This window comes from Streptomyces sp. S3(2020) (assembly GCF_013044505.1).
Lineage (GTDB): Bacteria > Actinomycetota > Actinomycetes > Streptomycetales > Streptomycetaceae > Streptomyces.
Genome location: NZ_JABERD010000101.1, coordinates 17,012 through 34,065, shown reverse-complemented (window position 1 = coordinate 34,065; position 17,054 = coordinate 17,012). Strand labels below are relative to the sequence as shown.

Sequence of the window (17,054 nt, the reverse complement as noted above, 5' to 3'; positions counted from 1 at the left end):
GGCGGAGGGGTCTTCCACGGGGGCGAGCAGACGCCCGGGGAGCGCGAGGAGTGCGGACAGGCCGCCGCCCGGAGTGTCGAAGAGGTGGACCTGGGCGCCTTCCCCCAGGCGGTGGGCGAGCCGGCCGACGACGAGGTGGCCGAGGAACCGGGTGGGCGCGGCGAGGAGGGCCTCTTCGCCGGGATCGCGGAGGCGGGCGTTGGCGCGTTCCTTGTCGGCCTCGGACATGCCGACGCCGTGGTCGACGACGGCGAAGCTGTACGTGTCGTCCTCGGTGTCGTACCAGCCGTGCACCTCGACCGGTTCGGTCGGTGGCGAGAAGGTCAGCCCGTTCTCGATGAGTTCGGCGAGGAGGTGGGCGACGTCGGCGACCGCGTGCCCGCGTACCCGCACCGGCTCCACGGTCGCGATCATGACCCGCCGGTACTGTTCCACCTCGGCGACGGCGGACTGGACGACTTCCAGGCCGCCGGCGGATGCCGCTGTGGGCCGCGGCGGATTCTGCCCGGCCAGGACCAGCAGGCTTTCGGCGTTGCGCCGCATACGGGTGGCGAGGTGGTCGAGTTCGAAGAGCTCGGCGAGGGCGTCCGGGTCGAGCTCCTTGCGTTCCAGTCGGGTGATGAGGCTGAGCTGGCGACGCACGAGGTTCTGGCTGCGGCGGCCGAGATTGGCGAGCGATTCGGTGGTGTTGCGGCGCAGGCCGGCCTGCTGGGCGGCCAGTTGGAGTGCGGTGCTTTCCACCTGGTAGAGGGATGCGGCGACCGCGGCGATCTCCGCGGCGCCGCCCAACTGCCGTTCGGGGGTGGCCGGGACATCCGGCGGGCGGAGGAAGTCCGCCTGGTCCGGCGGGGATTCCTGGATCCGGGCGACGGCCTCGGGCAGCCGCTGCCGAGCCACGTCGTGGGCGGCCTCGGCGAGCGCGCCGAGCGGGCGGGTGAGGGAACGCGAGGCGAAGGCGGCGAGCCCCGCGACGAGGGCGGCCATGAGCGTTCCCGCCGCGAGGTAGGCGGCGAGGGCCCGCTCGGCGTCGTGGCTGAGCTGGTCGGCCCGATCCCGTACGGCGTCACCGACCGACCGCTGGACGGTGTACAGGTCATCGACGAGTACGGTCATCGCGTCCCACCAGGTGCCGGCGTCGACGCGCAGCGCGGAGCCGTCGGCGGCGCCTTCCGCCTGTTTCTCGTAGGCGGCGGCGCGTTGGGCGTCCCGGGTGGCGAAGGCGTTCTTCAGGGCCTCGCGCTGGGATGTGGTGGCGACCTGCCGGAAGCGGGCGAGGGCGGCGACGCGTGTGGCGCGTACCTCGGTGAAGTCGACGTACCCGGGCCCTCGGAAGGCGCCTTGGGCGAACACGCCGTTGAGGAGCCCGCGTTCGAGAGCGACGGACTCCTTACCCGCGGCCAGTTCCCGCAACGCCGCCAGGCCGTCCCGCAGTTGACGGTCGGCGCCCGTCGCGGTCTCCGCCACCGGATCGACGGCGTTCAGGGCATCGACGGCGCGCGTGTAGAAGGCGAGGGTCGCGGCCGGGTCGGCGTCGCCCTCGTCGGCGGCGGCGCGGATGCCCGCCAGGCGCCGCAGGTGCTGCTGGATGACATTCTCGACCGCGCTTTCGGAGCGCATTCCGCGCAGCTCAGTGTCAACGCGCTTACGGGTGGCGGCGAGTGAGGTGCGGAACTCCTCCTCACCGCCCAACAGGCCGTTGGTCAGGCCGCGTTCGCGTTGCAGCTGGTGCACCAGGGCCTGGATGCGCAGGCTGAGGCCGACCTCGGCACGGGTCGTCCGCGCATCTCCGAGTGCCTCGGCGCGGCCGTCCACGGCGATACCGGCCACCGCCAGCAGCAGACAGACGGGGACCGTGATGACCACCGCCACACGGCCTCTGATGCTGCGCCAGCCCGGTATCGGCCGGCGTTCCGGAGCCGTTCCGTCACCGTGGCGGCGCTCTGAACCACCCTTGCCGACCATGCCTTTGCCGACTGCGCCGAGTGTGCCGAGCAGCGGCCGTACTGGCGTCCACAACCTCATGGTCACGAAGCTAGTCCGACCTCGGTCGCCGCCGGTTTCCGACCTGTTAGACCGCGTGGGAAGTTCAGTTGCGCCGCCCTCACAGCGTGGGCTCGAAGACTGTGACGGCGCAGGATCCGGCAGGTGGCCGCCGCCCGTACGCGTCCCCGCCGCTCTGCCGCTCCGGGGATGGCACGGAGGGCGCACGAGCCGTGACGGTATGCTCACGCGATGGGTCGGAGTCCCTCGCGCCGTCGTCCGGGCGGTCGAGGGGGCGGGGAAGGGCCGGTCCGTTCGGGCGCGGGACCAGGGGAGGCGATGGGGTGCGGCAGGCAGGTGTGCTCGATGTCGGGTGCCACAGTGCTCTGCTGACGGTGGTGCGGCGGCGCCCGGGTGCTGTGCTGGAGCCGGTGTTCTCCCGCAAGGTGCGGCTGAGGCTGCACGAGACCCTCGACCGCAAGGGGCGGCTGGACCGGGCCGGAGTCAGGAGCATCGAGCGGGCGGTGGCCGAGGCCGTCGCCGCGAACCCTCCTCTCCGCGGACAGGAAGTGTTCGCGTTCGCCACCTCGGTCATCCGGGACGCCCCCAACCGGGACGCGATCATCGCGAGTGTGGCACGCACCACGGGCACCCGTCTGCGCGTGCTGACCGGCGAGGAGGAGGCGCGGCTGGCCTACGTGGCCGCCCGCCAGTGGGCGGGCCCGGCGGCCGGCCCCCTGCTCGTCCTGGACATCGGCGGCGGCACCGTGGAGATCGCCTCCGGCACCGGGGACCAGCCCCGCACGGTGCACTCACTGCCGCTGGGCGCGCGCAGGATCACCCGGGACTGGCTGCCCGGTGGCGTCGTAACGTCCCAACGCCGTCTGGCCGAGATCCGGAAGTTCCTGCGTGAGTCCCTGGCCGATGTCCCCGACCTGCCGCAGGCGGGACCGGGCGTGCGGGTACTGGCCTGCTCCAAGACCTTCGAACAGCTCGCCCGGCTCGCCGCGGCACGGGGCACGGCGCCGCGAACCGGGCGGCAGCTGGCTCTGCCCCGACTGCGCGCTTCGGTCACTCTGCTGGCGGGGGCGAAGCCGTCCCGCCGTGGCAAGCTGCCCGGCATCTCCCGGCACCGCGCCGAACAGTCCCTGGCCGGAGCCCTCATCGCGCAAGCCCTCATGGAGGCCTGCGGGACCGACAAGGTCGACATCTGCCCCTGGTCCACCCGGGAAGGGCTCCTGCTGGAACGCCTCAGCACTCCCCACACCGCAGCCGCCCGTCCCCGCACCGCCGACTGACCCCCCGGCCGTACGAAGGGACGCCGGCCTGACAGGATCGGCCCGTGATCAACACCTCGGTGACCCTACGCGAGCTCGTCGTCGGTGACTGCCCCGCCGTACATGCCTTCGCCAGCCTGCCGGAGGCATGCCGCTACCAGGCGTGGGGGCCGAACACCGCGGAACAGACGCGGGACTTCGCCCAAGGCGCGGTGGCTGCCCGGTCGCAGTCCCCGCGGACGAGGTTCGTGTACGCGGCCTGCCTCGACGGTGAACTCGTCGGTATCGGCGAGCTGAAGGTCCGTAGCCTGACCCACCGCCAGGGCGAGATCTCCTATCTCGTCCATCCCCGGGTGTGGGGGCGAGGCGTGGGCACAGCCATCGGCGCGGAACTCCTCGACAGGGGGTTCACACTGACAGGACTGCACCGGATCTACGCCACCTGTGACCCTCGCAACGTCGCATCGGCCCGGGTGCTGGGCAGGCTCGGCATGACCCACGAGGGCCGACACCGGCACACCACGCGGATCCGGGACGGCTGGCGCGACTCCGAGGTCTTCAGCATCCTCGACCAGGAATGGACGCACCGGCCCGGGCCCGAGGGGCCTTGACCCGAGGACCCTCGAAGGAACAACCGGGCAGCGTGGTCACTGCCCCGTGGGCAGTCCGGGCCCCATGCAGCGCACGTCCGACGTCGGCACCGTCCCGTCGACGAGATACGCCGCCGTCGTCTCGTCGACGCAGGCGTTGCCGCGGCTCGCGAAGACCCCGTGGGAGTAGTCGTTGTCGAGGGTGACCAGGCGGGAGCCGGGCAGGAGGCGGCGCAGTCGGTGCGCTCCCTCGATCGGGGTGACGGGGTCGTGGGCGGAGGCCACCAGCAGGAGGGGCGGGGCGTCGGGGCTGCCGAGTGGGGTGCGGTGGGAGGGCTGGTGCTGCCAGTAGGCGCAGGTGGAGGCCTCCATGCCGGTCAGGACGGGCTGGGGGTCGAGGTGCCGGGTGCGGCGGATGTCCGACAGGATCCGGTGCGGGGTGGGCGCGGGGGCGTCGGCGCATTTGACGATGCGGTTGGCGGCTTCGTAGGTGCGTGAGTCGGGGCTGTCGAAGGCGGCGGCGGGGCGGAGGCCGTCGGGGCTGCCGTCGCGCAGGTAGGTGCGCAGGCCGTCGGCGAGGCCCGTCCAGCGTTCGGTGCGGCCAAGAGCGCGGTAGACGGCGCGGTCGAACTCCGCCGGGCCGAAACCGGCGACCGGGCGGGCGGTGAGCCCTTCGCGGACGCGCAGGTAGGCGCGGCGTACCGCCCGCGCGTCGGCGCCGAGGACGAAGCGGTCCGGGTGGGCGGCGGTCCAGGCGAAGAAGGTGTCGCGCTGGCGCAGCAGCGCCCGGCTCTGGATGACATCGAAGTCGTACCAGTCCCAGGGCCCGACGACGCTGTCGAGGACCATGCGGCCGGTGCGGTGCGGGAAGCGGGCGGCGTAGGCCGCGCCGAGGTAGGTGCCGTAGGAGACGCCGAGGAAGTTCGTCCTGGGTTCGCCGAGTGCCGTGCGTATCGCGTCCATGTCGCGGACGGTCTGCTCCGTCGACAGGTACGGCAGTACGTCGCCGGCGCCCGCCGCGCAGTCGTCGGCCGTGTTCCGCAGGCCCGCCAGGTAGGCGTTCTCCGCGGCGGGTCCGACGGGTACGGGGTCGGCGCCCGGGCTGTCGAAGAGGCCTCCCATCGCGCCGCAGTCGGCCGGTGCGCTGCGGCCGACTCCGCGCGGGTCGAAGCCGATGACGTCGTACGAACGCCGCACGCTCTCGGGGAACTTGGCCCTCTTGGTGACCGCGTAGGGCAGCCCCGAGCCGCCCGGGCCGCCGGGGTTGACCAGCAGGATGCCGCGGCGTTCGGCGGGCGTGCCGGTGGCCGGGACGCGGGAGACCGCCACCTCGATGTGTGGTCCCCGGTGGTGGTTCCAGTCGAGGGGGACGCTGATCCGCCCGCACTCGACGCGGTCCGGGGCTGCGGGGCGCGGCACGGAGTCGGGGCAGGCACCGAAGTGGAGGGTTTGTGTCTCGGGGGCGGTGGCCTGCTCAGGAGGGATGGCCTGCTCGGGAGGGGGGGGAAGCAGGCCCACCGTGGCGGCGAGGGGGCGGGACAAAGCAGTGGAGGGGGGCAAGGGGCTGGCTCCGGGTGGCCGCGATAAGGGACGGGTAAATGAAAAGGATTATCGCTAGCGTGTGCGGGGCGCAAGGCCCGGACCCTCCCGCCCGAGGGTCATCCGGGCTGCGCTGACACCTGAACCACCTGCACGAAAAGGGGAGTTGTGGCTCATCTGCTGATGGTCGAGAGCTGGGTCGGATCTATGAGCAGGCTCCTGCCACGGGCGATCCGGGAGGGCGGGCACGAGTTCTCGTTCCTCACCCGTGACCTGCACCACTACCTCCGCTCGGCGCCCGAGGGGGCGGCGCACCCGCTGCTCGGCGCCCGCAACGTACTCACCGCCGACACCAATGACACCGAGGCCCTGCTGCCGCAGATCGAGCGGCTGCACGAGGTGCTGCGCTTCGACGGCGTGATCACCTCCTGCGACTACTACCTGCCGACCGTGGCCCGTATCGCCGGGCGGCTGGGCCTGCCGGGTTCGAGCCCGGAGGCGGTCGAGAACGCCTGCCGCAAGGACGCCACCCGCCGGGTCCTCGCCGACGCGGGGGTGCCCGGGCCGCGCTTCGCCGTGCACGAGGAGTGGGCCGACATCGCCCGGGCCGCGCTGGAGATCGGCTACCCGCTGGTCGTCAAGCCGGTCGACCTGTGCGCGGGCATGTACGTGCGTCGCGTGGACGACGAGACGCAACTCGCCGCCGCCGTAAGGGTGCTGGCCGACTTCCCGGTCAATGCCCGCGGACAGCGCCGGGCGCCCGCCGTCCTGATCGAGGAGCTGCTGGACGGGCCCGAGGTGAGCGTCGAGACGGTGTCGCACGCGGGCGCGGTCCATGTGGTGGGCGTGACCGACAAGAGCGTCGGCGGGGCACCCGCGTTCATCGAGACGGGGCACATGTTCCCGGCAGCCTTGCCGACCGCCGACGCCGAGGCCGCCGAGCAGACCGCGCTGGCCGCGCTCAAGGCCCTCGGTCTGACCGAGGGGGTGGTGGCACACACCGAGATCAAGCTGACCTCCGCGGGTCCGCGCGTGGTCGAGGTCAATCCGCGGCCCGCCGGGAACCGCATCACCGAGCTGGTCCGTCATGTGACCGGCATCGATCTCGCCGCGGCGTTCGTGGAGGTCTCCCTGGGCCGCGCGCCCGACCTGCGGGGCGGCGACACCGGGCTGCGCAGCGCGGCCATCGGCTTCCTCGTCCCGGAGATCTCGGGCACGCTCGACGCACTGGACGGTGGCGAAATCCGTGACGCGGCAGGGGTGTTGGAGGTGCAGCTCGCCGAGCCCGGCAAGCGGGTGACGGTCGCGGGCAGCAACAACGAGTACCTCGGGCACGTCATGGCGGGCGACGCCGACGGGCTGGGCGCCCGCGACCGTGTCGAGGCACTGCTGGGTGAGCTGCGCTCCGGGCTGGTGATCCGATGACCGCGGTCACCGGCGTGGTCCGCACGGCATTCGCCACGTACGACGAGCTCCTGGCGGGTGTCCGCGCCGGTGAGGTGGGCCCGGACCCGGCCGCGCAGCGCATCGCGGTGGCCTTCACCACCCGGCAGGCGGTACGGCACGACGGGCGCGGTACCGGCTACCGCAACGAGGTCCTCAGCCTGCGGCTCGGCTCGGCCGTCGGCTCGTGCGCGGTCGAGCCCGGGGCGCTGCCCGACCACGCGGTCGAGGAGTGTGTGGGCGCGAGCGTGGCCGACCTGCTGGAGCATCCGCTGCCGGCGGTGCGCGTGGCGGCGCTGGACGCCTATCTGATGCATGTCTCGCCGCACACGCCGCCGAACGGGGCGCGGCCGGTGCCGCTGGCTGCCGGGACGTCGCTGGAGAAGTCCAGGGCCCGGGCGACGGCGGTCGTCAGCCTGCTCGATCTGCCCGCGGGCGCGACCGTGTTGGTGGTGGGAGTCGTCAACTCCCTTCTGGACGCGCTGCGTTCGCGTGGCCTGCGCTATGTGCCCTGCGACCTCAAGGGCGGGCTGACCGAGTGGGGCGAGGCGGTCGTCACCGACGCGCTCGCCGGAGCCGCTGGGTGTGACGCCCTGCTGGTGTCCGGGATGACGCTGGGCAACGACACCTTCGAGCCGCTGCGCCGGTACGCGCTGGCACACCGCAAGCAGCTGGTGATGTTCGCCCAGAGCGGCAGCGCCGTCCTGCCCCGCTTCCTCGGCCACGGGGTGAACGCGGTCTGCGCCGAGCCGTATCCCTTCTTCTGGCTCGACGGCGGTCCCGGCACCGTGCACCGCTACGGCGGCCCCGACTCGGAGGGCGGGCGATGACCACCACGACCGTACTCGCCCCTGCCCGCCCGGAACGTCCGGAGCTGCTGACTCTGCTCGGCCGCACCCCGCTGGTCCGCGTCACCGCCGACCTGCCCGGCCCGCAGCCCGGCTTCTGGGCCAAGCTCGAAGGGCTCGCGGCGGGCGGGATGAAGGCGCGGGCCGCGGTGTCGATGCTGCTGGGCGCCCGTGAGCGCGGCGAACTGCGGCCCGGCGCACCGGTGGTGGAGTCGACCTCGGGCACGCTCGGCATCGGGCTCGCCTTCGCGGGCCAGATGCTCGGTCATCCCGTCGTGCTGGTGGGCGACAGTGAACTGGAGCCGTCCATGCGGCAGTTGCTGCGTGCTCACGGCGTTCGGCTGGAGATCGTGGACCGCCCGGCGGCCCAGGGCGGCTGGCAGGCCGCGCGGCTGGGCCGGCTGCGGGAGCTGCTCGCCCTGCTGCCCGGCGCGTACTGGCCGGATCAGTACAACAACCCCGACAACAGCGCCGGTTACGCCTCCCTCGCCGCCGAACTAGTCGACCGGCTCGACCACCTGGACGTCCTGGTGTGCAGCGTCGGCACCGGCGGCCACAGCGCGGGAATCATCGGCCCGCTGCGGCGGCGCTGGCCCGCGCTGCGGCTGATCGGTGTCGACGCGACCGGCTCCACCATCTTCGGCCAGCCGGCCCGGCCGCGGCTGATGCGTGGTCTGGGCAGCAGCATCCATCCGCGCAATGTCGCCTACGACGCCTTCGACGAGGTCCACTGGGTCGGCCCGGCCGAGGCCGTGGACAGCTGCCGCCGACTGGCCCGCGGCAGCTTCGTCAGCGGCGGCTGGAGCACGGGCGCCGTCGCCCGTGTCGCCGCCTGGGCCGCCCGGGTCCATCCCGGCGCGGTCGTCGCCACCGTCTTCCCCGACGGCCCGCACCGCTACCTCGGCACCGTCTACGACGACGACTTCGCCACCGCCCACGGCCTCGACCTCACGACGGCGGCCGCCCGCCCCGTCGAGATCCCGCACCCCGGCGCGGCCGAGGCCACCGGCTGGGTGCGCTGCACCCGCGTCACCGACCCGCTCAAAGCCGTACCCCAGCCCCAGCCCGTGCTTCACCCCGTACCTCACCCGGAAAGGACCCTGTGAAGGCCAGCCTGCGCACCGTACGCCTCGCACTCGCCGAGCCGCTGCGCATCTCCCGCTCGACCATGACCGCCCGCGACGCCGTGTGGCTGACCGTCGAACACGACGGCGTCAGTGGCCACGGCGAAGCCGTGAGCAGCGTCTTCTACGGGCTCGACGCCGAGAGTCTGGAACGTCTCCTGGCCACCGCCGGTGCGGACGTCACCCGGTTCCCCAACCCCGAGAGCGCGCTGGAGGCCCTGCGGGCGGGCGAGTCGGCAGGTTCGGGCACTCCCCCGGCCGTGACCGCCGCCGTCGAGGCCGCACTGCTGGACCTCGTCGGCAAGCGCGCGGGCTCCCCCGTCCACCGGCTGCTCGGTGCCGCCGCGGCTCCGGTCGCGGCCACCGCGCGCACCATCGGCATCACTTCCCTGGCCCACGCCGCCACGCAGGCCCGCGCTCTCGCGGCGGACGGCTTCGAGGTCATCAAGGTCAAGGCGGGGACTCCCGACCCGGAGGACGACGTGGAGCGCGTACGTGTCATTCGCGACGCGGCGCCCCGGGCCCGGCTGTTGCTCGATCCCAACGGCGCCTGGACGGTCGCGCGGGCCGAGGCGCTGCTGCCCCGGTTCGCCGACCTGGGCGTCGAGGCCGTCGAGCAGCCCGTCGCGCCCGGTGAACCGGAAGCGCTGGGCGCGCTGGCCGAGCGCTCACCGCTGCCGGTCATCGCCGACGAGGACGCCGTCGACCTGGAGGACGTGCGCCGTCTGGCCGGCCGCGTCCATGGCGTCAACGTCAAGCTCGCCAAGTGCGGCGGGGTCCACGCGGCCCTGCGCATCGCCGAGTTGATCGAGGGCAGCGGCACGGAGCTGATGCTGGGCTGCCTGACCGCCAGCAGCCTCGGCCTCGCGCCCGCCGTCCACCTCGCCGACCGGGCCCGCTGGGTGGACCTCGACGGGCACCTGCTGCTGGCCCACGACCCGTGGACCGGCATCGGCGGCGAGCACGGTGTCGTGCGCGCAAGTGAGCTTCCGGGACTGGGAGTCGAGGAGGTGGGGGCGTATGAGGACGTGGCGTGAGATGCGGCGCTTTCCGCTCGCGGTACAGCTCCTGCTGGTCAACCAGCTCGGCGTCAACATCGGCTTCTATCTGCTCATCCCCTATCTCGCGACGCATCTCACCGACAACCTGGGCATGTCGGCGGCTGTCGTCGGCATCGTCCTGGGCGTGCGCAACCTCAGCCAGCAGGGGCTGTTCATCATCGGCGGCTCGGCGTCCGACCGGCTCGGTGCCCGCGGCGTCATCATCGCCGGATGTGCCCTGCGCACCGTCGGGTTCGCCCTGTTCGCGCTCGGCGACCACCTGGCCGTGCTGCTCGCCGCGTCCGTCCTCAGCGGCCTCGCCGGAGCCTTGTTCAACCCCGCCGTGCGCACCTACATCGCGCAGGAGGCCGACGGGCGCAGGGCCGAGGCGTTCGCCCTGTTCAACGTGTTCGCCACCACCGGCGCCCTGATCGGACCGCTGCTGGGCAGCGCCCTGCTGCTCGTGGACTTCCGTACGTCGGCACTCACCGCCGCCGGGATCTTCGCGGCCCTCACCGTCGCACAGGCCCTCGTGCTGCCGGCCCAGAAGGTCGAGCCCGGCAACGGCACGGTTCTCGGGGACTGGCGCGAGGTCCTGGGCAACCGGGCCTTCCTCGCCTTCGCGCTCGCCATGGTCGGCATGTTCGCCCTGGAGAACCAGCTGTACCTGCTGCTGCCGGACGGCGCCCGGCAGGCCACCGGCTGGGACGGCGCCGCCGGACTCGTCTTCGTCGTCGGCACCCTCGCCAACCTGGCACTCCAGCTGCGCATCACCCGAGCCCTCAAGGAGCGCGGGGACCGGGCGCGTTGGATCGCGACGGGCCTGTGCCTCATGGCGCTGGCGTTCGTGCCGCCCGCGCTGGTGACGGCCGGCTCCGGCACTCCGCACGGCGCGGCCGACGCGACGCTGCGCGCACTGCCCGTCCTGGTCGGCGCCCTGCTGCTCTACCTGGGAGTGATGATCGCCCAGCCGTTCGTGATGGAGCTCATCCCCGGCTTCGGCCGTCCGGAGCTGACCGGCACCTACTTCGGCATCTTCTACGTCGTCTCCGGCATCGCCGCCGCCGTCGGCAACACCGTCGTCGGCTGGGCCATGGACACCGGGCAGCGGGACGACGCCGGCTGGCTGCCGTGGGCGTGCTGCGCCCTGTTCGGGCTGGCCTCCGCGCTGGGCGTGGCCTGGCTGCGCCGGCTCGGGTCGCTGCCGACGCCTGCCGAGCCCGCCGTAGCGGCAACGGTCTGAGGAGGGACACGACATGACGTCCACGACCGCGGCGCACAACCTGCTCACCGACAACCCCGCGCTGTACGAGGCCCGCTTCCCCGACCCCGACCGGCTGGCCGGGCGCTGGACCGAGGACTGCCTCCGGCGGCACGGCGCGGGACCGCGCGTCCTCGACATGGGCTGCGGCACCGGCCGCGACGCCGCCCATCTGCACGGCGCCGGACGCGCGGTCACCGGCGCCGACGTCTCCGAGGCGATGCTCGCCCACGCCCGCGTCCACCACCCCGGCCCCGTCTACGTCCACGCCGATCTGCACGGATTCGACCTGGGCCGGGGCGAGTTCGACGCCGTCGTGTGCCTGGACAGCGCCCTGTTGTACTGCCACACCAACGACCAGCTCGACGCGTTCCTGCGGTCCTGCCGTCACGCCCTGGCCCCCGGTGGCCTCCTGGTCGCGGAGATGCGCAACGGCGCGTACTTCCTCGGCCGCACCGACCTGCTCGACACACCTGCCGTGAACACCTTCACCTGGCAGGGCACCACCTACCGGTCCCGCACCAAGCTCACCGTGGACCGTGCGGCCCAACTCCTGCGCCGCACCCGCGTGTGGACCGCGGACGACGATGCGGAGCCGGTCGAGCAGCGGTCCGCGTGGCGGCTGCTGTTCCCGCAGGAGCTGCGCCATCTGCTGGCCGCGCACGGCTTCGACGTCCTCGAACTCCACGACGGGCCCGGCCCCCGCACCGACCTTCCCTGGCAGGAAGGCCGGTTGCCCGGTGACACGACGGACGCGGACCGGCTGCATCTCGTCGCGCGTCTGCACCCCACCCGCTGACATCGCACTTCACCCGCTGACACCACACTTCAAGGGACATCCATGAACGACCGACGTCTTCCCGGCCTGCACCGCCGCGGATTCCTCGCCGCCACCGGCGCCGCCTCGCTCGGCGCGCTCGCCCTCACCGGGTGCGGCGACTCCGGCGGCGAAGGCTCCGGCGCCAAGGGCGACGGCACACCCAAGCAGGGCGGACGGCTGCGGGCCGCGTTCGCGGGCGGTGGCGCCAGCGAGACCCTCGACCCGCACCTGGCCAACCTCTTCGCCGACGCCGCCCGGGCCAAGGCCCTGTACGACAAGCTCGCCGACTACGGCGCCGACCTGTCCGCCGAACACCGCCTCGCCGAGAAGTGGGAGCCGAACAAGACCCTGGACCGCTGGCAGATCACCCTGCGCAAGGCGACCTTCCACGACGGCAAGCCGGTCACCGCCGCCGACGTCCTCTACAGCTACCGGCGCATCGCCGATCCCGGGAAGGCCTTCCGCGCCAAGGCGTCCCTGGAGCCCATCGACCTCGACGCCAGCCGCGCCACCGGCGAGCGGAGCATCGAGTTCGTCCTGAAGCGGCCCACCGCCGAATTCCCCAACGTCCTGGCCGCGTTCGGCGCCTACATCGTCCCCGAGCACGCCACCGGCACCGACTTCGACACCGCGCCCGTCGGCTCCGGCCCCTTCCGGTTCGTCTCCTTCGCCCCCGGCCGCTCCGCCGTCTTCCGCCGCTACGACGACTACTGGGAGGGCGCCCCGCACCTCGACGAGGTCGAGTTCGTGGTCGCCAACGAGGAGTCCGCCCGCGTCAACGCCCTCCTGGGCGGCCAGGTCGAGTACGCCCACGAGCTCAACCCCACCACCGCCCGGGCCTACGAGGGCAAGGGCCAGATCGACATCGTCCGGCTCCAGGGCAGCGCCATGCAGGCGTTCTGCATGAAGACCGACCGGGCCCCCTTCGACGACAAGCGGGTCCGGGAGGCGTTCTTCCTCATCGCGGACCGCCAGGAACTCCTCGACGGCGCGCTGTCCGGCGCGGGGGTGATCGGCAACGACCTGTTCGGCAAGGGCTACGAGTACTACGCCGACGGCCTCCCCCAGCGCGAACAGGACCTCGACAAGGCCCGCGCCCTGCTCAAGCAGGCCGGCGCCGAGAACCTGAAGGTCACTCTGGACACCTCGGCCGTCGCCGCCGGTTTCACCGAGGCCGCCAGCATCTTCCGCGACCAGGCGAAGAAGGCGGGCGTCACCATCGACGTGAAGATGGGCAGCAAGGACTCCTACTGGGCCGACATCCTCGACAACGGCACCCTGTCCTGCTACCGCTCGGGCGCCATGCCCATCGAGGCCCACATCAGCCAGCGCCTGCTGACCGGCTCCACCACCAACGCCACCAAGTGGCGGCACAAGGACTTCGACGCCCTGTACGAGCAGGCCCAGTCCACCCGCGACACCGCCGAACGCGCCGCCGTCTACGCACGGATGCAGCGCCGCCTGTACACCGAGGGCGGATTTCTCATCTGGGGGTTCGCCGACTGGATCATCGCAACGGCCAGGACGGTGAAGGGGGTTGAGAGCAAGGCTCCCGCCAACACGCTCGACTGGGCCCGCTTCGACAAGGTCTGGATCGCGTGAGCCCACTGCGTTCCTTCGTCGCCCGGCGGCTGTTCCTCGGCGCTGTGCAGACCGTGGCCGTGGTGCTGCTGGTCTTCGCGCTCACCGAGGCGCTGCCGGGCGACGCGGCGGTGGCCCTCGCCGGTGATCAGCCGGACCCCGCCCGGATCGCCGCCATCCGCGAGGCCATGCACCTGGACCGGCCCGCCCACGAACGCCTCGCCGACTGGGCGGCGGGTCTTCTGCACGGCGACTTCGGCACCTCTTTGGCCTCGGGCCGCCCGGTCTCCCAGTACCTCGCCGACGGCTTCGGCCCGACCCTTGTGCTGGCCACGCTCACCGTCGCCCTGCTCGTCCCGATCGGCTTCGGCCTCGGCGTGCTCGCCGCCCGCCACGAAGGGCGCCTCGCCGACCGGCTGATCAGCTCGGCCACGCTCGCCGTGTACGCGGTGCCCGAGTTCGCCCTGGGCGTGCTGCTGGTGAGCGTCCTCGCACTGCGGCTGGGCTGGCTGCCACCGACCGCCGTCGGCTACGGCACCGACCTGCTCGGCCATCCGGCGGCACTCGTCCTGCCGGTCCTGGTCCTGCTCTCCCGCCCGGTCTGCTCCCTGTCCCGGCTGGTGCGGGCCGGCATGATCGACGCCCTCGCCTCCCCCTACGTCGCCCAGGCCCGCCGCTACGGCATCTCCGGCGCCCGCATCCGCTACACCCACGCCCTTCCGGGCGCCCTCGCCCCCGCCGCCCAGCAGCTCGCACGCACCATCGACTGGCTGCTGTGCGGCGTCATCGTCGTGGAGGCGCTCTACGTGATCCCGGGACTCGGCACAGTGCTGCTCAACGCGGTCGCCGAACGTGACGTGCCGGTGGTCCAGGGGCTCGCCGTGGTGTTCGGTGTGCTCACCGTCGTACTGAACCTGGGCGCGGATCTCGTCACCCACCGGTTCGCGCCCCGGGCGGGAGCGACCGCATGACGACACGACGCGGTACCCGCTTCGCCCTCGGTCTGACGGTCATCGCCGTACCTCTCGTACTCGCCCTGCTGGGCCCGCTGTCGGCCGGCGAACCAGGACCGCGGACGGCGTCCTTCACCGTCGGCGACGGTCACTGGCTCGGCACCGACTTCGTGGGCCGGGACGTGTGGCAGCAGGTGCTGCACGGCGGGCGTCCGGTCGTGCTGACCGCCCTCGCCGCGACCGCCCTGTCGTATCTCGTCGCGCTCCCCGTCGGCCTGGTCGGTGCGCTCACCCATCGCCGCTGGCTGGAGGAGCTGCTGCTGCGCCCCCTGGACGTCCTGCTCGCCGTCCCCTCGCTCCTGCTGATCCTGCTGGCCGTGTTCTCCCCCGGCCCCGTGGGCGTGGCGCTGCTGGTGGCGCTGGTGAACGTGCCCGACGCGGCCCGGCTCGTGCGCGCCGCCGCCGCGGAGGCCGCCGCCCGTCCCGCGGTCGAGGCGCTGCGCATGCAGGGTGAGACCTGGTGGCGCATGGCCGTCGGATACGTCGGCCGTTCCATGGCGCGCACCCTGGCCGCCGACGCCGGAATCCGGCTGACCGGCGTGCTGTACCTGGTCGCGACGGCCGCGTTCCTCGGTGTCGGGGTGGCCCCGGACGCCGCCGACTGGGCGGTCATGGTCGACCGCAACCGCACCGGCCTGCTCGTCCAGCCGTGGGCCGTCGTCGTGCCCGCCCTGCTGATCGTCGCCCTGACGATGGGCACCAACCTGCTGTTCGACGCCGCGCTCGCGAATGACCGCCGCGGTGACCGGCGCCGGGGCACCGCGCTCCCGGTCGCGCCCAGGAAGGCCCGCGACCGGGCAGGGAGTGAAGCACACCCGTGAACCACACAGACGGCACGACGACCCGGGTAGATGACGCCTCCGTCGCGCCCGTGGCCGAGATCCGCGACCTGCGCGTCGAGGTCGGCGGCAGGGCGATCGTCGACGCGGTGAGCCTCAGGGCCCTCCCCGGCAAGGTCACCGCCCTGGTCGGTGCCTCGGGCAGCGGCAAGACCACCACCGGCCTCGCCCTGCTCGGCGAGTACCCGCCGGGCGCCCATGTCACCGGCGAGGTACGCCTGGCGGCGGACGGCCTGGTCGGCTACGTCCCCCAGCACCCGGCGACCGCCCTCAACCCCGCCCGCCGCGTCTCCGCCCTCCTGACGGACATCGCCCGCGCCCAGGTGCGCCATCTGCCCCGCGGCCGGCGCCGGGCAGCGGCCCGCGAACGCGTTCTGCGCGCCCTCGACGACGCCCAACTCCCGCACGCCGAGCCCCTGTTGCGACGCTACCCGCACCAGCTCTCCGGCGGCCAGCAGCAACGCGCCGTCCTCGCCCAGGCCCTGTTGCTCGGCGCCCGGGCGATCGTCGCCGACGAACCGACCACCGGCCAGGACGCCCTGACCAAGAGCCGTGTAGTCGACCAGTTGGCGGCCGTCGCCGCACACGGCATCGCCGTCATCCTGCTCAGCCACGACCTGGACGTCGTACGAGCGCTCGCCGACGAGGTGATCGTCATGCGGGCGGGCCGGATCGTGGAATCCGGCCCGGCGCAACACCTCCTGCTCGCACCCCGGCACGACTGGACCCGCGAACTCCTCGCCAGGGAAACGGAGTTCACCCGGCCGCACAAGGCGACCGGCGCCGACCGGACCGTCCTGCGGCTACGCGACCTGACCGCCCACCACCGCGACACCGCACGCGGCACGAACCAGGTCCTGCGCGTCCCCGAACTCGATCTGCGCGCGGGCGAAAGCCTGGCCGTCGTCGGCCGCTCCGGCAGCGGCAAGACCACCCTGGCCCGCTGTCTGGCCGGGCTCCACCGCGACCACGACGGCGAGATCCTCCTGGACGACACCCCGCTCCCCCGCAGCCTGCGCAACCGCACCCGTGCCCAACTGGCCGCCGTGCAGTACGTCTTCCAGGACGCGCGCGCCGCCTTCGACGAACACCGCCCCGTGCTGCATCAGATCGCCCGCACCGCGATCCGCCTGCGCGGCACCGAGACCTCCGCCGCGACGCGGGAGGCCCTGACCACACTGACCCGTCTCGGCCTTCCCGAAGACCTGGTCCGCCGACGTCCCGGGCAGCTCTCCGGCGGCGAACTCCAGCGCGCGGCCCTCGCCCGGGCCCTGCTCGCCCGGCCCCGCGTCCTCATCTGCGACGAGATCACCTCCGGGCTCGACCCGATCACCCGCCGGGGCATCCTCGGCATCCTCACCTCCCTGCTCCACGACCGCGACGACCTGTCCCTCGTCCTGATCACCCACGACCTGGACACCGCCGCCCTGGCCCACCGCATCGCCGTCCTGGACGCCGGTGAACTCGTCGAACAGGGGCCGGCCCAGCGGGTCCTCACCGCACCCGGCCACCCGTTCACGAGGTCGCTCATGGAGACGACGGCACAGCTGGGGGTGGGAGACCTCGGCGCCGTCGAGGGCGAATGCCGTACGGCCCAGTAGGTGCCGACGGCGGATGCGAGCACAGCGCCCCGTGAGGCACCCACGCCTTCACCCCCGCGAGACCGGCGGACAGTTGGCCGTGGCACATACGTATGCGG

14 protein-coding genes are annotated in these 17,054 nt (G+C 73.0%); 12 read left to right on the top strand and 2 right to left on the bottom strand.

The genetic code is table 11. The features are described from left to right. Window positions 1–1,869: nitrate- and nitrite sensing domain-containing protein (locus HLK59_RS28230; RefSeq protein WP_346779833.1), on the bottom strand; the 1,869-nt coding region annotated here is incomplete at its 3' end. Window positions 1,870–2,324: 455 nt separating this feature from the next. Between HLK59_RS28230 and HLK59_RS28225 the strand changes: the two genes are divergently transcribed. After that, the gene (locus HLK59_RS28225) at window positions 2,325–3,278 is read left to right on the top strand and encodes a hypothetical protein (protein WP_171144345.1); all 954 of its coding nucleotides are present in this window, start codon (window positions 2,325–2,327) and stop codon (window positions 3,276–3,278) included. A gap of 44 nt (window positions 3,279–3,322) precedes the next feature. Continuing rightward, the gene (locus tag HLK59_RS28220) at window positions 3,323–3,868 is read left to right on the top strand and encodes a GNAT family protein (protein WP_346779832.1); all 546 of its coding nucleotides are present in this window, start codon (window positions 3,323–3,325) and stop codon (window positions 3,866–3,868) included. Window positions 3,869–3,904: 36 nt separating this feature from the next. On the opposite strand, the gene HLK59_RS28215 is transcribed toward HLK59_RS28220, so the two are convergent. After that, the gene (locus HLK59_RS28215; protein WP_346779831.1) at window positions 3,905–5,266 is read right to left on the bottom strand and encodes an alpha/beta hydrolase; all 1,362 of its coding nucleotides are present in this window, start codon (window positions 5,264–5,266) and stop codon (window positions 3,905–3,907) included. A 288-nt stretch (window positions 5,267–5,554) separates the two neighbouring features. On the opposite strand from HLK59_RS28215, the gene HLK59_RS28210 reads away from it, so the two are divergent. Genes HLK59_RS28210 through HLK59_RS28165 form a run of 10 tightly spaced genes read left to right on the top strand, consistent with a single transcriptional unit; the run spans window position 5,555 to window position 16,956 of the window. Next, window positions 5,555–6,811, top strand: a complete 1,257-nt coding sequence (locus HLK59_RS28210; RefSeq protein WP_171144344.1) for an ATP-grasp domain-containing protein — start codon at window positions 5,555–5,557, stop codon at window positions 6,809–6,811. Further along, on the top strand, window positions 6,808–7,659 hold the full coding sequence (locus tag HLK59_RS28205) for a DUF364 domain-containing protein (RefSeq protein ID WP_171144343.1): 852 nt from the start codon (window positions 6,808–6,810) through the stop codon (window positions 7,657–7,659). Before HLK59_RS28210 ends, HLK59_RS28205 begins: the two co-directional genes overlap by 4 nt. After that, window positions 7,656–8,783, top strand: coding sequence for a pyridoxal-phosphate dependent enzyme (locus HLK59_RS28200; protein WP_171144342.1), 1,128 nt, complete (start codon window positions 7,656–7,658; stop codon window positions 8,781–8,783). Before HLK59_RS28205 ends, HLK59_RS28200 begins: the two co-directional genes overlap by 4 nt. Next, the gene (locus HLK59_RS28195; RefSeq protein WP_171144341.1) at window positions 8,780–9,838 is read left to right on the top strand and encodes a dipeptide epimerase; all 1,059 of its coding nucleotides are present in this window, start codon (window positions 8,780–8,782) and stop codon (window positions 9,836–9,838) included. Before HLK59_RS28200 ends, HLK59_RS28195 begins: the two co-directional genes overlap by 4 nt. Continuing rightward, window positions 9,822–11,084 (top strand): MFS transporter, encoded by a 1,263-nt coding sequence (locus HLK59_RS28190; RefSeq protein ID WP_171144340.1) that lies wholly within the window; start codon window positions 9,822–9,824, stop codon window positions 11,082–11,084. Before HLK59_RS28195 ends, HLK59_RS28190 begins: the two co-directional genes overlap by 17 nt. Window positions 11,085–11,097: 13 nt before the next feature. Further along, window positions 11,098–11,901: a class I SAM-dependent methyltransferase gene (locus HLK59_RS28185; RefSeq protein WP_171144339.1), complete on the top strand. Its 804-nt coding sequence runs from the start codon at window positions 11,098–11,100 to the stop codon at window positions 11,899–11,901. A 42-nt stretch (window positions 11,902–11,943) separates the two neighbouring features. Continuing rightward, window positions 11,944–13,524, top strand: coding sequence for an ABC transporter substrate-binding protein (locus tag HLK59_RS28180; RefSeq protein WP_171144338.1), 1,581 nt, complete (start codon window positions 11,944–11,946; stop codon window positions 13,522–13,524). Next, on the top strand, window positions 13,521–14,474 hold the full coding sequence (locus HLK59_RS28175; RefSeq protein WP_171144337.1) for an ABC transporter permease: 954 nt from the start codon (window positions 13,521–13,523) through the stop codon (window positions 14,472–14,474). Before HLK59_RS28180 ends, HLK59_RS28175 begins: the two co-directional genes overlap by 4 nt. Next, on the top strand, window positions 14,471–15,337 hold the full coding sequence (locus HLK59_RS28170; RefSeq protein WP_171144336.1) for an ABC transporter permease subunit: 867 nt from the start codon (window positions 14,471–14,473) through the stop codon (window positions 15,335–15,337). Before HLK59_RS28175 ends, HLK59_RS28170 begins: the two co-directional genes overlap by 4 nt. Then, a complete protein-coding gene (locus tag HLK59_RS28165) occupies window positions 15,334–16,956 on the top strand; it encodes an ATP-binding cassette domain-containing protein (protein ID WP_346779830.1) in 1,623 nt (540 codons plus the stop codon). The genes HLK59_RS28170 and HLK59_RS28165 overlap by 4 nt, the downstream gene beginning before the upstream one ends. Window positions 16,957–17,054 lie beyond the last annotated feature (98 nt).